The sequence below is a fragment of the Streptomyces sp. NPDC005811 genome, from assembly GCF_040630405.1.
Taxonomy (GTDB): Bacteria; Actinomycetota; Actinomycetes; order Streptomycetales; family Streptomycetaceae; genus Streptomyces.
The window spans coordinates 19655-36143 of record NZ_JBEXXK010000003.1 but is presented as its reverse complement, the minus strand read 5'-3'; the positions used below and the strand labels follow the sequence as shown (position 1 = coordinate 36143).

Sequence of the window (16489 nt, the reverse complement as noted above, 5' to 3'; positions counted from 1 at the left end):
CCGTGCCCCCTCGCCGCGCCCCCGTCGCCTCGGCTACCGTCCGCCCGTGGACAGTGCCGGGCGGGACGATGTGGTGGTGATCGGCGGCGGGGTCGTCGGGCTGACGACGGCCCTCGTCCTGGCCGAGCGCGGGCGGCGGGTGCGGCTCTGGACGCGGGACCCGGTGGAGCGGACCACCTCGGCGGTCGCCGGCGCGCTCTGGTGGCCGTACCACATCGAGCCGCTCGCGGCGGCGCGCCGGTGGTCGCTGCGCTCGCTGGAGGTGTACGAGGAGCTGGCCGGCCGGGCCGGGGAGACCGGGGTGCGGCTGGTCGAGGGCGCGATGGGCGGCGTCGACCCGGCCGGGGTCCGGGCCTGGACGGCGGGCCGGCCGGCCGGGGTGCGCCGGGCCACCGAGCGGGAGTACCCGGGCGGGGACGCGATGTGGGCACGGCTGCCGCTGATCGACATGGCGGTGCATCTGCCCTGGCTGCGGGAGCGGCTGCGGCGGGCGGGCGGCTCGGTCGAGGAGCGCACGGTGACCGATCTCGCCGAGGCCGAGGCGCCGGTCGTCGTCAACTGCACGGGCCTCGGCGCGCGGGAACTGGCCGGCGACCTGTCGGTGCGGCCGCAGCGCGGGCAGCTGGTCGTGGTCGAGAACCCCGGCATCGACACCTGGCTCGTCGCCGGGACCTCGGGCGGCGACCTGGCCTACCTCTTCCCCCAGCCCGGCCGTCTCCTCCTGGGCGGCACGGCCCAGGACGACGACTGGTCCCCGGAGCCGGACCCGGCCCAGGCCGAGGCGATCGTACGGCGGTGCGCGGCCCTGCGCCCGGAGGTCGCCGACGCCCGCATCCTGGCCCACCGGGTGGGCCTGCGCCCGGTACGGCCCACGGTGCGACTGGAGCGGACGACACTGCCGGACGGCCGCCTCCTGGTCCACCACTACGGCCACGGCGGCGCGGGCGTGACGGTGGCCTGGGGCTGCGCCGAGGAGGCGGCCCACCTGGCCACCCCCTCAGCTGCAACCCCCTGAAGGGGCGCGGGGCCGTATCGATGTGCGGCTCCGCCGCGTGGGCGCGACCAGCCACAGCGAACCCGCAGCCGGCAGACGACCCGATGGAGCTGTCAGGGAATCCGATACGTACCACCCGGCACACGCACACCGTCCAACGGACCGGAGCCGATCCCATCCCCGGCCGCCCCGGTCGTGGCCGCCACGAACGCAGCCGCACCCCCCACGAACGGCACCCGAGCCGACGTCCGGGCCAGATCCACACCCAGCGTGGGCGTATCCGCAGGCGGGTCGATGAGGTCCTTGTCCGTGCCCGCGACGATCAGCGCCAGCCGGTGCCCGGCGGGCACGACATGGTCGGTGGCGGCCAGATCGAGGGTGATCGTGTACCGCCGGCCAGGAGTGAGCGGCACGCCCTTGCCGGGGTCGGCGGAGGTGCCGAGATCGGCCCAGCCCCGGCTGAGGACCGTGAAGCCGACGTCGGCGGTCTTCGCCGCGGTCTCCTTGAAACAGGCGCTGTCGCCCGCCGTGCTCTCGCCCCAGCAGGTGCGGTCGGTGAGGGTGGTGATGCCCTCGCCGGCCGCCGCGTAGTCCCGGACGGTGTCGGGGCCGAGGTCCACGAGGACGGCGCTGAGATGGGCCGTCGCCGTGGTGGGGGTCGCGGTGACGGTGACCTGGGAGGAGCCGGACAGGCGCAGGTCGCGGGTGAGCGGCCCGGTGGCGAAGCCGGCCTTGGCGGGGGTGGACGTGTCGATCCGCGCGGCCCAGTCGGTCTCGCTCAGCCGCGGATCGTCGGTGAAGGTCTCGGTGCCGGTGCCCCGGCGCAGGCCCAGCGTGCCGACGCCCGGCTGGGCGCCGGTGGCCGGGCGCAGGATCGTGGACCGGGTGCCGGTCGGCGGCCAGACCTTCGAGGTGGCCCACTGGTCGGGGTGGCGTTCGACGTCGGCCATCGGCTCGCGGTCGATTCCGTTGTCGTAGCCGAGGAGTTCGTGGTCGAACCAGCGGTGCAGGGTGTCGACCCAGGCGGCGCGCCGGAAGTCGAAGGGGTCGACGTGGCCGGTCTGGGAGAGCCAGATCTTGCGCTCGACGCCGTTCTTCGCGAGGGCGTCCCACCACTGGCCGAAGTGCCTGGTCCGGACGTTGAGATCCTGCATGCCGTGGACGAGGAACACGCTCGCCCGCACCCTGCTCGCGTCCTTGACGTAGTCCCGCTCGGTCCACAGGGAGGTCCGGTCACCCGTGCGCGGGGCTCCGTCGACGAGTGCGCGCTGGACGGCGGCGCACTTGGCGCGGGCGTCGGGGCTGTCGACGTAGTCGGAGAGCCAATCGGGGCCGGAGTCGTAGAGGGGGGCGCCCTGGGAGAAGTAGTAGTCGTACCAGGAGGAGATCGCGGCGATCGGGACGATGGTCCTCAGGCCCTTGACGCCGGTGGCGGCGACTCCGTTGGCGATGGTGCCGTCCCAGCTCTTGCCGATCATCCCGGTTCTGCCGTCGGTCCAGCCCGCCGTGGCGGTGGTGGTGCCGGTGCGGGTGGTGTAGGCCTTGGCGCGGCCGTTCAGCCAGTCGACGACGGCCTTCGCGGAGAGGATGTCGGAGCGGCCGCCGACGTCCACGCAGCCGTCGGAGCGATTGGTGCCGGCCAGGTCGACGCCGACGACGGCGTAGCCGCGCGGGACGAAGTAGTTGTCGTAGAACAGCGGCATCTGGACGACGTTCCCGGTGGCGTCGTACGTCTTGCGCTGGCTCTCGTTGCCGCGGCCGCAGCAGGAGTAGTAGGGGCTGGCGTCCATGATGACGGGCACCTTGCGGCCCCGGGCCGCGGGTTCGCCGGGCCGGACGATGTCGACGGCGACCCGGTCGTGCCGCCCGTCGCCGTCGCCGTCGAGGCCGGTGTCGACCCAGACGGCCTCGCGGATCGCCTGGGCGTAGGAGTAGACGGGCCGGCTCTCGCGCGGGGCGGCCTGGGCGGTCACCGGGGTGAGGAAGCCTGCCACCAGAAGGGTGAGGGCGGCGGTCGCGAGCGTTCTCCAGATCGTGAAGCGCGTGCGTGTCGGCATGCGCGGGACGGTACCCCGGTCAACACCCGCGCAGAAGAGGGCGTTTGTGAGCCGCCTGTGACCGCGGGGGGCGCGGTGGCCGGAACAGGTCCATGCGAGTGGTGTGTCATGACGGCCGAATGGCGATCGTGTGACAGGGGCGGCGGTGGACGCGGGCCGGGCACAGGGACTCAATAGGCTCCGAACAGCCCTGGTACCCCCACGACTTGGAGCTCACGTGCACCGCAGATTCCTCGTGCCCGGCGCACTCGCCGCGGCGTCCGTCCTGCTGGCGATCCCGGCGTCCGCCGCGGGCGCCTCCCCCGGAGCGCCGGGCATCGGCGACCCCTACTACCCGGCGTACGGCAACGGCGGCTACGACGTCTCCCACTACGACCTGCGGCTGACGTACCGTCCGGCGACGGACGAGCTGGCGGGCACCGCCACGATCCTCGCCCGGACCACCGAGGATCTGTCGAGCTTCGACCTGGACTTCCTGCTGGACGTCTCCGAGGTGCGGGTGAACGGCGCCACCGCCGCCTTCGCCACGTCCGGCGCGCACGAACTGGTCGTCACCCCGAAGGCGCCGCTGGCGAAGGGCACGCCCCTGACCGTCGTCGTCCGGTACTCCGGGGTGCCGTCGACGAAGAGCGCGTACGGCTTCTCCACGTGGCACCGCACCCCGGACGGCGCGGTCGCGGCGGACGAGCCCGAGTCGGCCTGGTGGTGGTTCCCGAGCAACGACCATCCCCTCGACAAGGCGACCTACGACGTGTCGGTGGCGGTGCCGGACGGCACCCAGGCGATCTCGAACGGCACGCTCCAGTCGGCCACGTCCCGCCTGGGCTGGACCCGCTACACCTGGCGCCAGAACAAGCCGCAGGCGACCTATCTGGCCACCCTCGCGCTGGGGAGGTTCGACCTCACCACGGGCACCTCCGAGGGCGGCGTCCCGGTCGTCAACGCCTACAGCAAGGACCTCGGGGACAACGACGGGGCGGCGCGGGCGAGCGTGGAGCGCACCGGGGAGATCGTCGACTGGCTGAGCGGTGTGTTCGGGCCGTATCCGTTCTCCTCGGCCGGCGGGTACGTGCCGAACACCACGACCGGGTTCGCGCTGGAGACGCAGGGCCGGGTGTACTACAGCCCGCGGCAGTTCGCGAACGGCGCCAACACCTCCGTGGTCGTCCATGAGCTGGCCCATCAGTGGTACGGGGACTCGGTCTCCCTCAAGGGCTGGAAGGACATCTGGCTGAACGAGGGCTTCGCCCGGTACGCGCAGTGGCTGTGGTCCGAGCACGAGGGCGAGGGCGCGGCGCAGGAGCTCGCCGACTACGTGTACGCCTCGCACCCGGCCGACGACGCGTTCTGGACGGTGAAGCCGGGCGACCCGGGCGCGGACCGGCAGTTCGACATCGCCGTGTACGACCGGGGCGCCCTCGCGGTGCAGGCGCTGCGGAACGAGATCGGCGACGAGGCGTTCTTCGCCGTCCTCAGGGGCTGGCCGCAGAGTCACGCCTACGGCAACGCCGACATCGCCGACTTCCGGGCCTACGCCGAACAGGTCTCCGGCAAGCCGCTCGGCGCGCTCTTCGACACCTGGCTGTACCAGCCGGCGAAGCCCGCCGAGGCGGCGGCGCGGGCCGGGCTCGCGGCTCGGGCGACGGGCGTGCGGCCGAAGTCCTGGAAGAAGATCGAGGCGACGAACGGGGTGCACGGGCACTGAGCACGGGCGGCCCCGGGTAGCACCGGGGGAAGGAGTCGGGGAGACCGAGGGGAGAGGTCATGGCAGGCGGGCAGAGCGGCAACGAGGGCGTGTGGCGGGTACTGACCGGGATCGGCGCGCTGTGCGTCGGGATCGGGCTGATCGCGGGGGCGCCCTTCCTGAATCTGCTGGGAGCACCCCTGGTCATCGTCGGTGTGATCGGCCTGACCGCGGCGCGCCGGAAGTAGCGCAGGTGACGGCGGCGGCGGACGCCACCCCTCGCCGTGGTCGTACACCGTCACGGCTGTGCCGCGGCGCACGAGCCGCTCGGTGACGAGCGGCTCCGCCGGGTCAGCTGCTCCCTCTCGCCGCGGTCCCTCCCCCCGGTACGCGTCTCCAGACCGTGGGGGGCTGGTCGCGCAGTTCCCCGCGCCCCTTCAGGGCGCACGTCTCACCGTGTGACGACAAGTGCACCCCCGCCTCCGGCTCCGGCCGGCGGCGGGAGAGGGAGAGGACCAGCCGCCGACCAGGGCGGCCGCGAAGACCGGGATCAGCAGCTCCCGGGATCGCACGTGTCCCGGTTCACAGAGCGTTGCTTCTCACACGGCCGCCCCCGCGACGGCGATACTGCTGCGCATGACGATCGAGACCGACGAGCCGCCCCTCACGGTCGACGAGCTGGCCGCACGCGCGGGGGTCACGGTCCGCACGGTCCGCTTCTACGGCACCAGGGGCCTGCTGCCGCCGCCCGTGATCGGCCCGCGCCGGGTGGGGCACTACGGCCCGGAGCACCTCGCGCGTCTGGAGCTGATCGAGGAGCTGCAGCGGCAGGGCATGACCCTGGCGGCGATCGAGCGCTATCTGGGGCAGCTGCCGGACGGCCTCGACGCGGACGACCTCGCCGTGCACCGGGCGGTGGTGGCGTCCTGGGCGCCGGGCACCGGCGAACCGGTGAGCGGCGAGGACCTCCGGCGGCGGGCGGGGCGGCCGCTGTCCGAGGAGGACGTACGGCGGCTGGTGGCGATGGACGTCGTGGAGGCCGCGCCCGACGGCGGGTACCGGGTCGACTCCGGTCTGCTGCCGCTCGGGGTGCGGCTGCTCGACGTACCGCTGTCGCAGGAGGTGATCCTCGCGGCGCGCACCACGCTGATCGCGCACTCGCGCGCGGCGGCGCAGGAGCTGTCCGGGCTGCTGCGGGAGGCGGTGGCCGAGCGGGACGCGCAGGATGTGCGCTCGCTGACCGCGCAGATGCGGCCGCTGGTCGTCCAGGCCCTGCTGACGACGTTTCAGCGTTCGCTGCGGGACGAGCTGCGGCTGTGGCTGTCGGAGGCGCAGCCGGGCGGCTGAGGGGCGGCGGGCGGCTCGCGGGTCAGCCGGCGGCCCCAGGCCTGGCCGGGCGCCTCGATCCAGCGGTACGTCAGCGCGCACAGCGGCAGCAGCACCGCGACGAAGGCCAGCAGGAGCAGGGGCTCGTCGTGCCGTTGCCGGCCGATGGTGCCGTCGACCGCCGTGAGCAGCACCGGATGCAGCAGGTAGACCGAGTAGCTGATCACGCCCAGTGCGGCCGTCCCGCGCGGGATCCGCCGCCTGCGGGCCGCGAAGCCGGCGGCGAAGGTGAGCACGGCCGCCAGGAACGCGGTGATCCAGCCGCGCCGGGTGACGTAATGTCCGTCGCCGTACCACCAGGCGCTGCCCACCGCGCAGAGCAGCACCACGGCGGCCGCGCGGACCGCGGCACGCCGGCCGCTCTCGCCGTGTTCGGCCCGGTGGACGGCGGTGCCGAGGAACATCACGGCGAGGATCACCAGGCTCTCCCACTGCGGGACCGTGCTGTCGAAGGTCACCAGGGCGAGCGCCAGGATCCCGCCCAGCACTCCCCCGGCCACGCGCACGGCGGGCGGGCCGGCGCTCGCGCCGCACACGGCGGCGGTCAGGACGGCCGCGGCGGCGGCGGTCAGCGGGCCGGTGCCGGTCAGGCCGGACAGCGCGGAGACCGGCAGCCCACCGCCCGTGAGGGCGCCGACCGCGGCCAGCACGGCGAGGGTGACGGCGACCGCCGCCGACCGCCGGTGCTGACGGACCGTGAAGAGGGCGACGACCAGCAGGTAGAAGGCCATCTCGTACGACAGCGTCCACAGGACGAGCAGCAGAGAGGGCGTCCCCAGCAGTTCCTGGAGCAGGGTGAGATGGGCGAGCGCCGTGGCGGCCGGGCTGCCGCCGCCGTGGGCGGTGCGCAGGGGGGCGACGCCCGCGAGGCCGAGGACGAGGACCGCGCCGACGGCGAACGCCCACAGCGGGTAGAGGCGCAGGATCCGGCCGGTCCAGAAGCTGCGGACGGAGCCCCGGCGTTCCAGCGAGGCGGGGATGATGTAGCCGCTGACCAGGAAGAACACCATGATGCCGTAGCGGCTGGTGTTGAAGTGCGGCATGAGGTCCCGCCGGAACTCCGGCAGGAAGGTGGCGGACGCGTGGTCGAAGACCACCACGAGGGCCGCGACGGCGCGCAGCGCGTCCAGCCAGTCCGACCGTGACCGCCTCGTGCCGTCCACGCGCGTCCCTTCCTCCCGTGGTCCCTACGGCTGTTCTTGGACCGGGGCGCGAGGAGCGTTACGCGGCGGGGCCCACGGGGCGAACCCCGTGAGCCCTGGGGAGGTCACGGGGTCCGGCGCGCGGGATGCCGGCGGACGGGGTGTCAGCGGGCGTCGGTGAAGGTCTCCCCCCGCTCCGCCTTCTCCACCAGCAGGGCGGGCGGGGTGAAGCGGTCGCCGTAGCGGGCGGCGAGCTCACGCGCGCGTGCCACGAATCCGGGCAGGCCGCCGTCGTAGCCGTTGACGTACTGGAGCACACCGCCGGTCCAGCCGGGGAAGCCGATGCCGAACAGGGAGCCGATGTTGGCGTCGGCGACGGAGGTCAGGACGCCCTCCTCGACGAGCCGCACGGTGTCGAGGGCCTCGGAGAAGAGCATGCGTTCCTGCATGTCCCGGAAGGGGATCTCGCTGCCCGCGCGCGTGAAGTGCTCGCGCAGGCCGGGCCAGAGGGCGCCGCGGGAGCCGTCCTCGGCGTACGTGTAGAAGCCCGCTCCGCCGCTGCGGCCGGGGCGGCCGAACTCGTCGACCATACGGTCCACGACGGCCTCGGCGGGATGCGCGGTCCAGGTGCCGCCCGCCTCCTCCACGGCGCGCCGGGACTCCCTGCGGATCTTCTGGCCCAGCGTGAGCGTCAGCTCGTCCATCAGGGAGAGCACCTTGGCCGGGTAGCCGGCCTGCGCGGCCGCCTGCTCGATCGAGGCGGGCTCGATGCCCTCGCCGACCATGGCGACGCCCTCGTTGATGAAGTGGCCGATCACCCGGGAGGTGAAGAAACCGCGCGAGTCGTTGACGACGATCGGCGTCTTCCTGATCTGCCGGACCAGGTCGAAGGCGCGCGCGAGCGCCTCGTCGCCGGTGCGTTCGCCCTTGATGATCTCGACGAGCGGCATCTTGTCGACGGGCGAGAAGAAGTGCAGGCCGATGAAGTCCTCCTGGCGCTCCACCCCCTCGGCGAGGGCGGTGATGGGGAGCGTGGAGGTGTTGGAGCAGAGCAGCGCGTCGGGGGCGAGGACGTGCTCGATCTCCTGGAAGACCTTGTGCTTGAGGGCGGTGTCCTCGAACACGGCCTCGATGACGGCGTCGCAGCCCGCCAGGTCGGCGGGGTCGGCGGTGGGGGTGATGCGGGCGAGCAGCGCGTCCGCCTTCTCCTGGGTCGTACGGCCCCGGGAGACGGCCTTGGCGCACAGTTTCTCGGAGTAGCCCTTGCCCTTGGCGGCGGCCTCCGGGGTGACGTCCTTCAGGACGACGTCGATGCCCGCGCGGGCGCACGCGTAGGCGATGCCGGCGCCCATCATGCCCGCGCCCAGGACGGCCGCCCGGCGGACCCGGCGGGGTTCGGTCCCCCGGGGGCGGTTGGCGCCGGAGTTGACGGCCTGGAGGTCGAAGAAGAACGCCTGGATCATGTTCTTCGAGGTCTGCCCCGCGGCGAGCTCGACGAAGTAGCGGGCCTCGATCACCTGCGCGGTCTCGAAGTCGACCTGGGCGCCCTCGACGGCCGCGGCGAGGATGGCGCGCGGTGCCGGGTAGGGGGCGCCGTTGGTCTGCTTGCGCAGGGTGGCCGGGAAGGCGGGCAGGTTGGCGGCGAACTTCGGGTGGGCGGGGGTGCCGCCGGGGATGCGGTGGCCGGGCCTGTCCCAGGGCTGCCGCGACTCGGGGTTCGCGTCGATGAAGGCACGGGCCTTGGCGAGGAGTTCGTCGGGGGTGGCGGCGACGTCGTCGATCAGGCCGTTCTGCAGGGCCTTGTGCGGGCCGTACTGGGTGCCCTGGAGGAGGACCTTCAGGAGGGCGTCGGCGATGCCCAGCAGGCGGACGGTGCGCACCACGCCGCCGCCCCCGGGGAGCAGGCCGAGGGTGACCTCGGGGCAGCCGATCTTGGCGCCGGGGGCGTCCAGGGCGATGCGGTGGTGGCAGGCGAGGGCGAGTTCGTAGCCGCCGCCGAGCGCCGCGCCGTTCATCGCCGCGACGACGGGCTTGCCGAGGGTCTCGATGCGGCGGAGGTTGCGCTTGATCTCCAGGCCGCCGTCGAAGAGCTCCTGGGCCGTCTCGGGGGTGACGCGGATCAGGTCGCGCAGGTCTCCGCCGGCGAAGAAGGTCTTCTTGGCGGAGGTGAGGATGACTCCGCGGATCGTGTCCTTCTCGGCCTCCAGGCGGTCGGTGACCGCGGCGAGGGAGGCGCGGAAGGCCGCGTTCATGGTGTTCGCGGACTGGTCCGGGTCGTCGAGGACGAGGGTGACGAGGCCGGTGCGGTCCTGTTCCCAGCGGATGGTGGTGCTCTCGGTCATGACGGGGTCTCCGTAGAAGTCTGTGGGGTGCCGCTGGGGAGGGTCAGACGCGCTCGACGATCGTGGCGATGCCCATGCCGCCGCCGACGCAGAGGGTGGCGAGGCCGTAGCGCTTGTCCTGGCGCTCCAGTTCGTCGACGAGGGAGCCGAGGATCATCCCGCCGGTGGCGCCGAGGGGGTGGCCGAGGGCGATGGCGCCGCCGTTGACGTTGACCTTGTCCAGGGACAGGCCCATGTCCTTGACGAACCGCAGCACCACCGCGGCGAACGCCTCGTTGATCTCCACGAGGTCGATGTCGTCGATGGTCAGTCCCGCCTTGGCGAGGGCCTTGCGGGTGGCCGGGGCGGGGCCGGTGAGCATGATGGTCGGCTCGGAGCCGGAGACGGCGGCGGAGACGATCCGCGCGCGCGGGGTGAGCCCGTGACGCTCGCCGACCTCGCGGGAGCCGATGGCGACCAGGGAGGCGCCGTCGACGATGCCGGAGGAGTTGCCCGCGTGGTGGACGTGGTCGATCTTCTCCACCCAGTGGTACGTCTGGAGCGCCACCGCGTCGAAGCCGCCGAGCTCGCCGATGTCGGCGAAGGACGGCTTGAGCGCGGCGAGGGAGTCGGCGGTGGTGCCGGGGCGCAGGTGCTCGTCGTGGTCGAGGACGACGAGGCCGGCGCGGTCCGTGACCGGGACGACGGAGCGGTCGAAGCGGCCGTCCTTCCAGGCCGTCGCCGCCCGCTCCTGCGACAGCGCCGCGTACTCGTCGACGTCACGGCGGGAGAAGCCCTCGATGGTGGCGATGAGGTCGGCGCCGATGCCCTGCGGCACGAAGTTGACGGCGAGGTTGGTCATCGGGTCGTTGAACCAGGCGCCGCCGTCGGAGGCCATCGGCACCCGGGACATCGACTCCACGCCGCCCGCGAGGACCAGGTCCTCCCAGCCGGAGCGGACCTTGGCGGCGGCGAGGTTGACGGCCTCCAGGCCCGATGCGCAGAAGCGGTTCTCCTGGACGCCCGCCACGGTGTCCGGCAGCCCTGCGGCGATCGCGGCGGTCCGCGCGATGTCGGAGCCCTGGTCGCCCACCGGGCTGACGACGCCGAGGACGATGTCGTCGATCGCGGCCGGGTCGAGGCCCGGGAAGCGGTCGCGCAGGGCGTGGATGAGGCCGACGACGAGGTCGATGGGCTTCGTGCCGTGCAGGGCGCCGTTCGCCTTGCCGCGCCCGCGCGGGGTGCGGATCGCGTCGTACACGTACGCTTCGGTGCTCACTGGTCAAGCCTTTCGGGGAGGGTGGGCCGAACGGGGTCAGTCGCCCTGGCGCGGGAGGCCGTCCACGGGGGTCTTCGCGAGGTCGTCCACCAGCCCCGGTACGTCCCAGTCGCGGGCCACCTCCGCGGTGTCGGCGCCGGGCCGCGCGGGGCCGGAACGGACGGCCGTGGGGGTGGCGGAGAAGCGGGGTGCGGGGGCCGGCTGGGTGATGCCGCCGTGGTCGGTGAAGGTGCCGCGGGCGGCGAGGTGCGGGTGGTGCGGGGCCTCGCGCAGCGACAGCACGGGCGCCACGCACGCGTCGGAGCCCTCGAACAGGGCCGTCCACTCGTCCCGCGTGCGGGCCTTGAAGCGGGCGGCGACCGCCTCGCGCAGCTCGCCCCAGCGGGTCCGGTCCTTGCGGGCGTCCCGGAAGTCGCCGAGGCCGAGGAGGCGGGTGAACTCGTCGTAGAACTGCGGTTCCAGGGCGCCGACAGCCAGGTACCCGCCGTCGGCGGTCTCGTAGGTGCCGTAGTACGGGCAGCCGCCGTCGAGGAGGTTGGCGGCGCGCCGGTCCCGCCAGCCGCCGGCCGCGAGCATGCCGTGGATCATCGTGGAGAGGTGGGCGGTGCCGTCCACGATCGCCGCGTCGACGACCTGGCCGGTGCCGCTCACGCGCGCGTGGTGGAGCGCGGCGAGGACGCCGACGACGAGGTAGAGGGAGCCGCCCGCGTAGTCGCCGAGCAGGTTGGCGGGGGCGGGCGGCGGGGTGTCGGGGGCGCCGATCATGCCGAGGGTACCGGTCAGCGCGATGTAGGCGATGTCGTGGCCGGCGCGGTGGGCGAGGGGGCCCTCCTGGCCCCAGCCGGTCATCCGGCCGTAGACCAGCCGGGGGTTGCGGGCGTGGCAGTCCTCGGGGCCGACGCCGAGCCGTTCGGCGACGCCGGGCCGGTTGCCCTCGATCAGCACGTCGGCGCGGGCGGCGAGGTCGAGCACGCGCGCGGGGCCGTCGGGTGCCTTGAGGTCGACGACGACCGAGCGCTTGTTGCGGTTGGTGACGTCGTGGGCCGGGTCGACGCCGAGGGAGGGGCCGCCGGGGCGGTCCACGCGGACGACGTCGGCGCCGAGGTCGGCCAGCAGCATCGCGGCGAAGGGGCCCGGGCCGATGCCGGCGAGCTCCACCACGCGCACTCCGGCGAGCGGGCCGTGCCCGGACGTGTGTGCCGTCGTCATCCAGCCCCCTTGCTGTGACACAACCGATGTAACACCCGTGATGTTAAGAACGTGTTCCAGTGGGCACAAGAGCGGAGCGAGCAAGCGCTTAGCCAGTCTAGGCGCGACCTGCCGCCTCCGGCCCGTCGTCGGCCTGCGCACTCCTCACGCTAGCCTCAGCCACCGACGGCGGCGCGGGCTGCGGGACCAAGAGGTGTCATGAACGGGCAAGGGGTGTCATGAGCAGGCTAAAGAGGACGGACCGTCCGTACGACATCGTGCTCTTCGGTGCGACCGGATTCGTCGGGACGCTCACCGCCGAGTACCTCGCCGCCCACGCGCCCGGGGAGCTGCGCTGGGCGATCGCCGGCCGCAGCCGGGAGAAACTGGAGCGGCTGCGCGAGCGGCTCGGTGTACCGGCCGGGGTGCTCACCGCCGACGTCGCGGACCCGGACTCGCTGCGCGCCCTCGCCGAGCACGCGCGCGTGGTGGCCACGACCGTCGGCCCCTACGTGGAGTACGGCGAGGACCTGGTCGCCGCCTGCGCGGACACCGGCGCCGACTACCTGGACCTCAGCGGCGAGCCGGAGTTCCTGGACCTGATGTACGTCCGGCACGACATCCGCGCGCGGGAGACGGGCGCCCGGCTGGTGCACGCCGCGGGCTTCGACTCCGTCCCGCACGACCTCGGCGTGTACTTCACCGTCCGGCAGCTGCCCGAGGGCGTGCCGCTGACCGTGGACGGCTTCGTGACGGCGGACGCCGCCTTCTCGGGCGGGACGTTCGCCTCGGCGCTGGGCCAGTTCGGGCGCCGCAGGCAGATGGCCTCGGCCGCGCGGGACCGGCGCCGGCACGAGCCGCGGCTGATGGGCCGGCGGGCCACCGCGTCCGCGGGCGGGCCCCGGTTCGCCCCGGAGGTGGACGCCTGGGCGCTGCCGCTGCCGACGGTGGACCCGCGGATCGTGGGCCGGTCGGCGAAGGCGCTGGAACGTTACGGCCCCGATTTCCGCTACCGCCACTACGCGGCCGTACGGCGGCTGCCGGTCGCCGTGGGCGGGGCCGCGGCCGTCGGGACGGTCGTCGCGGCCGCCCAGCTGCCGCCCGCCCGCCGCTGGCTGTCGGACCGGCTCAGGCCCGGGGAGGGGCCGAGCGCGGAGAAGCGGGCCCGGAGCTGGTTCTCGGTCCGGTTCGTCGGCGAGGGCGGCGGCCGGAGGGTGTTCACGGAGGTCTCGGGCGGCGACCCCGGCTACGACGAGACGGCGAAGATGTTCGCCGAGGGGGCGCTGGCGCTGGCCTGCGACGACCTGCCGCCGACGGCGGGTCAGGTCACCACGGCGGTGGCGATGGGCGACGCGCTGACCGAGCGGCTGATCCGCGCGGGCATCCGCTTCCGGGTGGCGGCGAGCCGCTGAGCGGCACCGGCCGCCCTCGCGGCGCGCCGGCTCAGACCGGCCACTCGACGAGCGTGTAGATCATGCCGACGATCCAGCCGAGGCCCGCGAGCACGGCGAGGATCAGGGCGGCGTTGACGGCGCGCTCGACGGGCCGGTCCGGGTCGGCGAGGGGCTTCGGGGCACGGTGCGTGGTCATGGGCCCAAGCCTCGCCGCCGACGGGCGGCGCCCGCATCCGTACGGATACTCAGACCGCGTACTCAGGCCGCGTACTCGGGCCGGGTTCCCGGGCGGACCCGTCAGGGCCCGCCCGTCGCCTCCTTGAGTGCCCGCCGGCACAGCGCGTCGGCCCTGCGTGTCGTCTCCGGCAGGCGGAACCGCGGCGTCAGGGCGAGGGTGTGGGCGCAGGCGTTCGCCAGGGTCGTGCGGTGGCCGACGGAGACGAAGACCGGCTTGACGTCCTGCCGGGTGCGCAGGGCCCGCCCGACCTCCTCGGCGCCCGCGAGGAGCGGTGAGGAGGCTCCGCGCGGTGCGTCCGGGTCGTCGTACGTGAAGGTGAACGGGTTCTTCGCGACGCCGATCGTGGGCAGGCCGGTGAGGACGCCGAGGTGGCTCGCGAGGCCGAAGCGGCGCGGGTGGGCGAGGCCGTAGCCGTCGCAGACGACCAGGCCGGGCGCCACGGACAGGGCGCCCAGGGCCGCCAGCACGGTCGGGATCTCGCGGAAGGCCAGCAGACCGGGCACGTACGGGAACGAGATCCGGCCGACGGCGGTGGCCTCGGCGACGACGTCGAGGCTCGCCGCGTCCAGCACGACGGCCGCGGCCGCGACGACGTCCCGTTCGTCGTCGTAGGCGACGTCCACCCCCGTCACCCGGCCGGTCCCGGGTGGCGGGCCCGGTTCGCCGAGCACCACGCGGACCCGCAGCTCGTCCTGGACGGCGCGGGCCTCCTCCTCGGTCGCGGGCCAGCCCGCGGGAATGTCTACGGTCGTCATGGTGGTGACGAGCGTACGGCTCCCCCGCGCGGGCCCGCGATCAGGTTTCCCGACGGTCCGGCGTCCCGGCGTCCCGGCGTCCCGGCGTCCCGGGCCGGTCAGTGCTCCAGCCGTGCCGCCCGTCCTTGTTCGCCCGCCGCCCAGCAGCCGCCGTCGGGGGCGCAGTCGACGGTGTCGTAGGAGCCCGTGTCGAGGGTGCGCCAGGTGCGGCCGCCGTCGGTGGTCAGGTCCGTGCCGGTGGGGCCGACGGCGAGGGCGGCGGCGCGCCGGTGCGGGAGCCAGGCCACGCCGGAGCGGTAGGCGGGCGGCGGTCCGGCGGCGGGACGCCAGCTGCGGCCCGCGTCGCCCGTGGTGGCGGCGGCGTCCGGGGAGGGCTGACCGGCGCGGTAGTCGCCGCCGACGGCGAGGCCGTGCGTCCGGTCGCGGAAGGCGAGCGCGAACACCCCGCGCGCGGGGTCGCCCGCCGGGACGGGGGTGTCGGCGGCGGTCCAGGTCCGTCCCCGGTCGGCGGAGTGCAGCACCCGCGCGCGGGCCGCGCCGCCGGTGGCCAGCCACACGTCCCTCGGCCCGGCGGAGACCAGGCACTGGCCGCTCGCGGCGAAGCCGGCCTCGCCGTCCAGGGCGGCCGGCATTCCGGTGTCCGGGAGCACGGTCCAGGACCGGCCGCCGTCCGCGGTCGACAGGATGCGGAACCTTCCGTCCACCGGGTCGCTCATCGCGAGGCCGTGGCGGCGGTCGAAGAAGGTCATGCAGTCGTAGAACGCCTTCGCGTCGGTGTTGCGGAAGGACTCCGTCCAGGTCGCCCCGCCGTCGTCGGTCCGGTACACCCGCGAGGCCTCGCCCTCGCCGATCGCCAGCACCACCGCGCGGCGCGCGTCGAACGCCTCGATGTCGCGGAACTGCAGGTCGGCGGCGCCGGGCGGCGAGACGTCGCGCCAGCTCGCCCCGCCGTCGCCGGTGCGCAGCACGGTGCCCTGGGTGCCCGACAGCCACGCGGTGTGCCGGTCGACCGCGGCCAGCCCACGGAAGCGGACCGCGGGACTGCCGGTGTCCTTCGGCGCCCACTGCGGATCGCCGTGCGCGTGGACGGGCGCGGCGGGCAGCGTGGCCAGCGCCGCCGCGCAGACCGCCACCGCGGCGGCCCACGCCCTCCTTCGTGCAGTTCTTACCGTCCTTACCGTGCGTCGCGTCTTCCCCAAGCGCCTCATGGCGCGGGAAGCTAGCCCACGGCCCCGATGGCGTCCAGAGGGCCTCGGCCGCCTCCACCGCCCTGCCCGCAACGGCAGGAGAGGTGTGTCACTCCGGTGTCACTCCGGTGCATGAAGGCGGTGACCGAGGTCACTCGCCCTCGGTGTGCACGGATCGGCCGGTTCCAGCGTCTCTTCCTGTATCCGGTCCCCGTCCGGCCGGAAAGTCCGTCCCCTCGTCAGCAAGGGAGCAAGGCGTTGTCCACCGTCATCGAGCAGCCCGTTGAGGCCCGCCTGGTCGCCGCCGCGCCTCGGATGCCGAGCATCCCCGCCATGCTGCACTACGACCGGAGCGATCCGTTCGCCGTCCGGATGACCTTCCCGGCCCCCGCGACCCTGGAAGGCGTCGAGGTCTGCTGGACCTTCGCCCGTGACCTGCTCGCCGCGGGTCTGGAACGCGCCGAGGGCCATGGCGACGTCCGCGTCCGCCCGTACGGGTACGGCCGCACGGTGCTGGAGTTCCACGCCCCCGAGGGCACCGCCGTCGTGCACGTCCACTCGTCGGACATCCGCCGCTTCCTGAGCGCCACCGGGGAGCTGGTACCGGTCGGTCTGGAGCACCTCCAGCTCGATCTCGATCACGACCTCGCGGAACTGATGCGGGACGCCTGCTGAACCGCGCGCGGCCGGTTTTAATCCTTTGACGCGGCCGCCGGCCCCTCCTATCGTCTGAAGCGGTCCTGTTGCCGCCGATTGGAGAAGGACGTTGCTCGTCTGAGGTCCTGAGACACCATGCCCCGCACCCGTGCGGGCGCTGCGTGCGACCTCGGCGTCTTCGAGCCGTCCTCGAACCGTCCTTGAGCA

14 protein-coding genes are annotated in these 16489 nt (G+C 74.0%); 6 read left to right on the top strand and 8 right to left on the bottom strand.

What is annotated here, in order from left to right; genetic code table 11:
• The first annotated feature begins 46 nt into the window (after nucleotides 1–46).
• Nucleotides 47–1015: an FAD-dependent oxidoreductase gene (locus ABZ490_RS03820; protein WP_358983682.1), complete on the top strand. Its 969-nt coding sequence runs from the start codon at nucleotides 47–49 to the stop codon at nucleotides 1013–1015.
• A gap of 92 nt (nucleotides 1016–1107) precedes the next feature.
• On the opposite strand, the gene ABZ490_RS03815 is transcribed toward ABZ490_RS03820, so the two are convergent.
• A complete protein-coding gene (locus ABZ490_RS03815; protein WP_358983680.1) occupies nucleotides 1108–3051 on the bottom strand; it encodes a Xaa-Pro dipeptidyl-peptidase in 1944 nt (647 codons plus the stop codon).
• Nucleotides 3052–3268: 217 nt separating this feature from the next.
• Between ABZ490_RS03815 and ABZ490_RS03810 the strand changes: the two genes are divergently transcribed.
• The 3 genes from ABZ490_RS03810 to ABZ490_RS03800 all read left to right on the top strand — a co-directional run bounded on the left by ABZ490_RS03810 (nucleotide 3269) and on the right by ABZ490_RS03800 (nucleotide 6082).
• The gene (locus ABZ490_RS03810; protein ID WP_358983678.1) at nucleotides 3269–4756 is read left to right on the top strand and encodes a M1 family metallopeptidase; all 1488 of its coding nucleotides are present in this window, start codon (nucleotides 3269–3271) and stop codon (nucleotides 4754–4756) included.
• A gap of 59 nt (nucleotides 4757–4815) precedes the next feature.
• Nucleotides 4816–4983: a hypothetical protein gene (locus ABZ490_RS03805; RefSeq protein WP_358983676.1), complete on the top strand. Its 168-nt coding sequence runs from the start codon at nucleotides 4816–4818 to the stop codon at nucleotides 4981–4983.
• Nucleotides 4984–5371: 388 nt separating this feature from the next.
• Nucleotides 5372–6082 (top strand): MerR family transcriptional regulator, encoded by a 711-nt coding sequence (locus ABZ490_RS03800; protein WP_358983674.1) that lies wholly within the window; start codon nucleotides 5372–5374, stop codon nucleotides 6080–6082.
• Here ABZ490_RS03800 and ABZ490_RS03795 read toward each other — a convergent pair.
• From ABZ490_RS03795 to ABZ490_RS03780, 4 genes are all read right to left on the bottom strand, one after another.
• Nucleotides 6022–7284, bottom strand: coding sequence for an acyltransferase (locus tag ABZ490_RS03795; protein WP_358983672.1), 1263 nt, complete (start codon nucleotides 7282–7284; stop codon nucleotides 6022–6024). The two genes, ABZ490_RS03800 and ABZ490_RS03795, sit on opposite strands and share 61 nt — an antisense overlap.
• A 143-nt stretch (nucleotides 7285–7427) precedes the next feature.
• The gene (locus ABZ490_RS03790) at nucleotides 7428–9605 is read right to left on the bottom strand and encodes a 3-hydroxyacyl-CoA dehydrogenase NAD-binding domain-containing protein (protein WP_358983670.1); all 2178 of its coding nucleotides are present in this window, start codon (nucleotides 9603–9605) and stop codon (nucleotides 7428–7430) included.
• Nucleotides 9606–9648: 43 nt separating this feature from the next.
• The gene (locus ABZ490_RS03785; RefSeq protein WP_358983668.1) at nucleotides 9649–10863 is read right to left on the bottom strand and encodes an acetyl-CoA C-acetyltransferase; all 1215 of its coding nucleotides are present in this window, start codon (nucleotides 10861–10863) and stop codon (nucleotides 9649–9651) included.
• 36 nt (nucleotides 10864–10899) lie between these two features.
• Entirely contained in the window at nucleotides 10900–12072 is a 1173-nt protein-coding gene (locus tag ABZ490_RS03780; RefSeq protein WP_358983665.1) for a CaiB/BaiF CoA-transferase family protein, read from the bottom strand.
• A gap of 218 nt (nucleotides 12073–12290) precedes the next feature.
• Between ABZ490_RS03780 and ABZ490_RS03775 the strand changes: the two genes are divergently transcribed.
• Nucleotides 12291–13463, top strand: a complete 1173-nt coding sequence (locus tag ABZ490_RS03775) for a saccharopine dehydrogenase NADP-binding domain-containing protein (protein ID WP_358983663.1) — start codon at nucleotides 12291–12293, stop codon at nucleotides 13461–13463.
• 31 nt (nucleotides 13464–13494) lie between these two features.
• Here the strand turns inward: ABZ490_RS03775 and ABZ490_RS03770 are convergent, their stop codons facing one another.
• From ABZ490_RS03770 to ABZ490_RS03760, 3 genes are all read right to left on the bottom strand, one after another.
• A complete protein-coding gene (locus ABZ490_RS03770; RefSeq protein WP_099054161.1) occupies nucleotides 13495–13641 on the bottom strand; it encodes a hypothetical protein in 147 nt (48 codons plus the stop codon).
• A 101-nt stretch (nucleotides 13642–13742) separates the two neighbouring features.
• Nucleotides 13743–14438 (bottom strand): endonuclease V, encoded by a 696-nt coding sequence (locus ABZ490_RS03765; RefSeq protein ID WP_358983660.1) that lies wholly within the window; start codon nucleotides 14436–14438, stop codon nucleotides 13743–13745.
• 98 nt (nucleotides 14439–14536) lie between these two features.
• Nucleotides 14537–15646 (bottom strand): oxidoreductase, encoded by a 1110-nt coding sequence (locus ABZ490_RS03760; RefSeq protein ID WP_358983658.1) that lies wholly within the window; start codon nucleotides 15644–15646, stop codon nucleotides 14537–14539.
• Nucleotides 15647–15883: 237 nt separating this feature from the next.
• On the opposite strand from ABZ490_RS03760, the gene ABZ490_RS03755 reads away from it, so the two are divergent.
• On the top strand, nucleotides 15884–16300 hold the full coding sequence (locus ABZ490_RS03755; protein WP_358983656.1) for an SsgA family sporulation/cell division regulator: 417 nt from the start codon (nucleotides 15884–15886) through the stop codon (nucleotides 16298–16300).
• The last annotated feature ends 189 nt before the right edge of the window (nucleotides 16301–16489 follow it).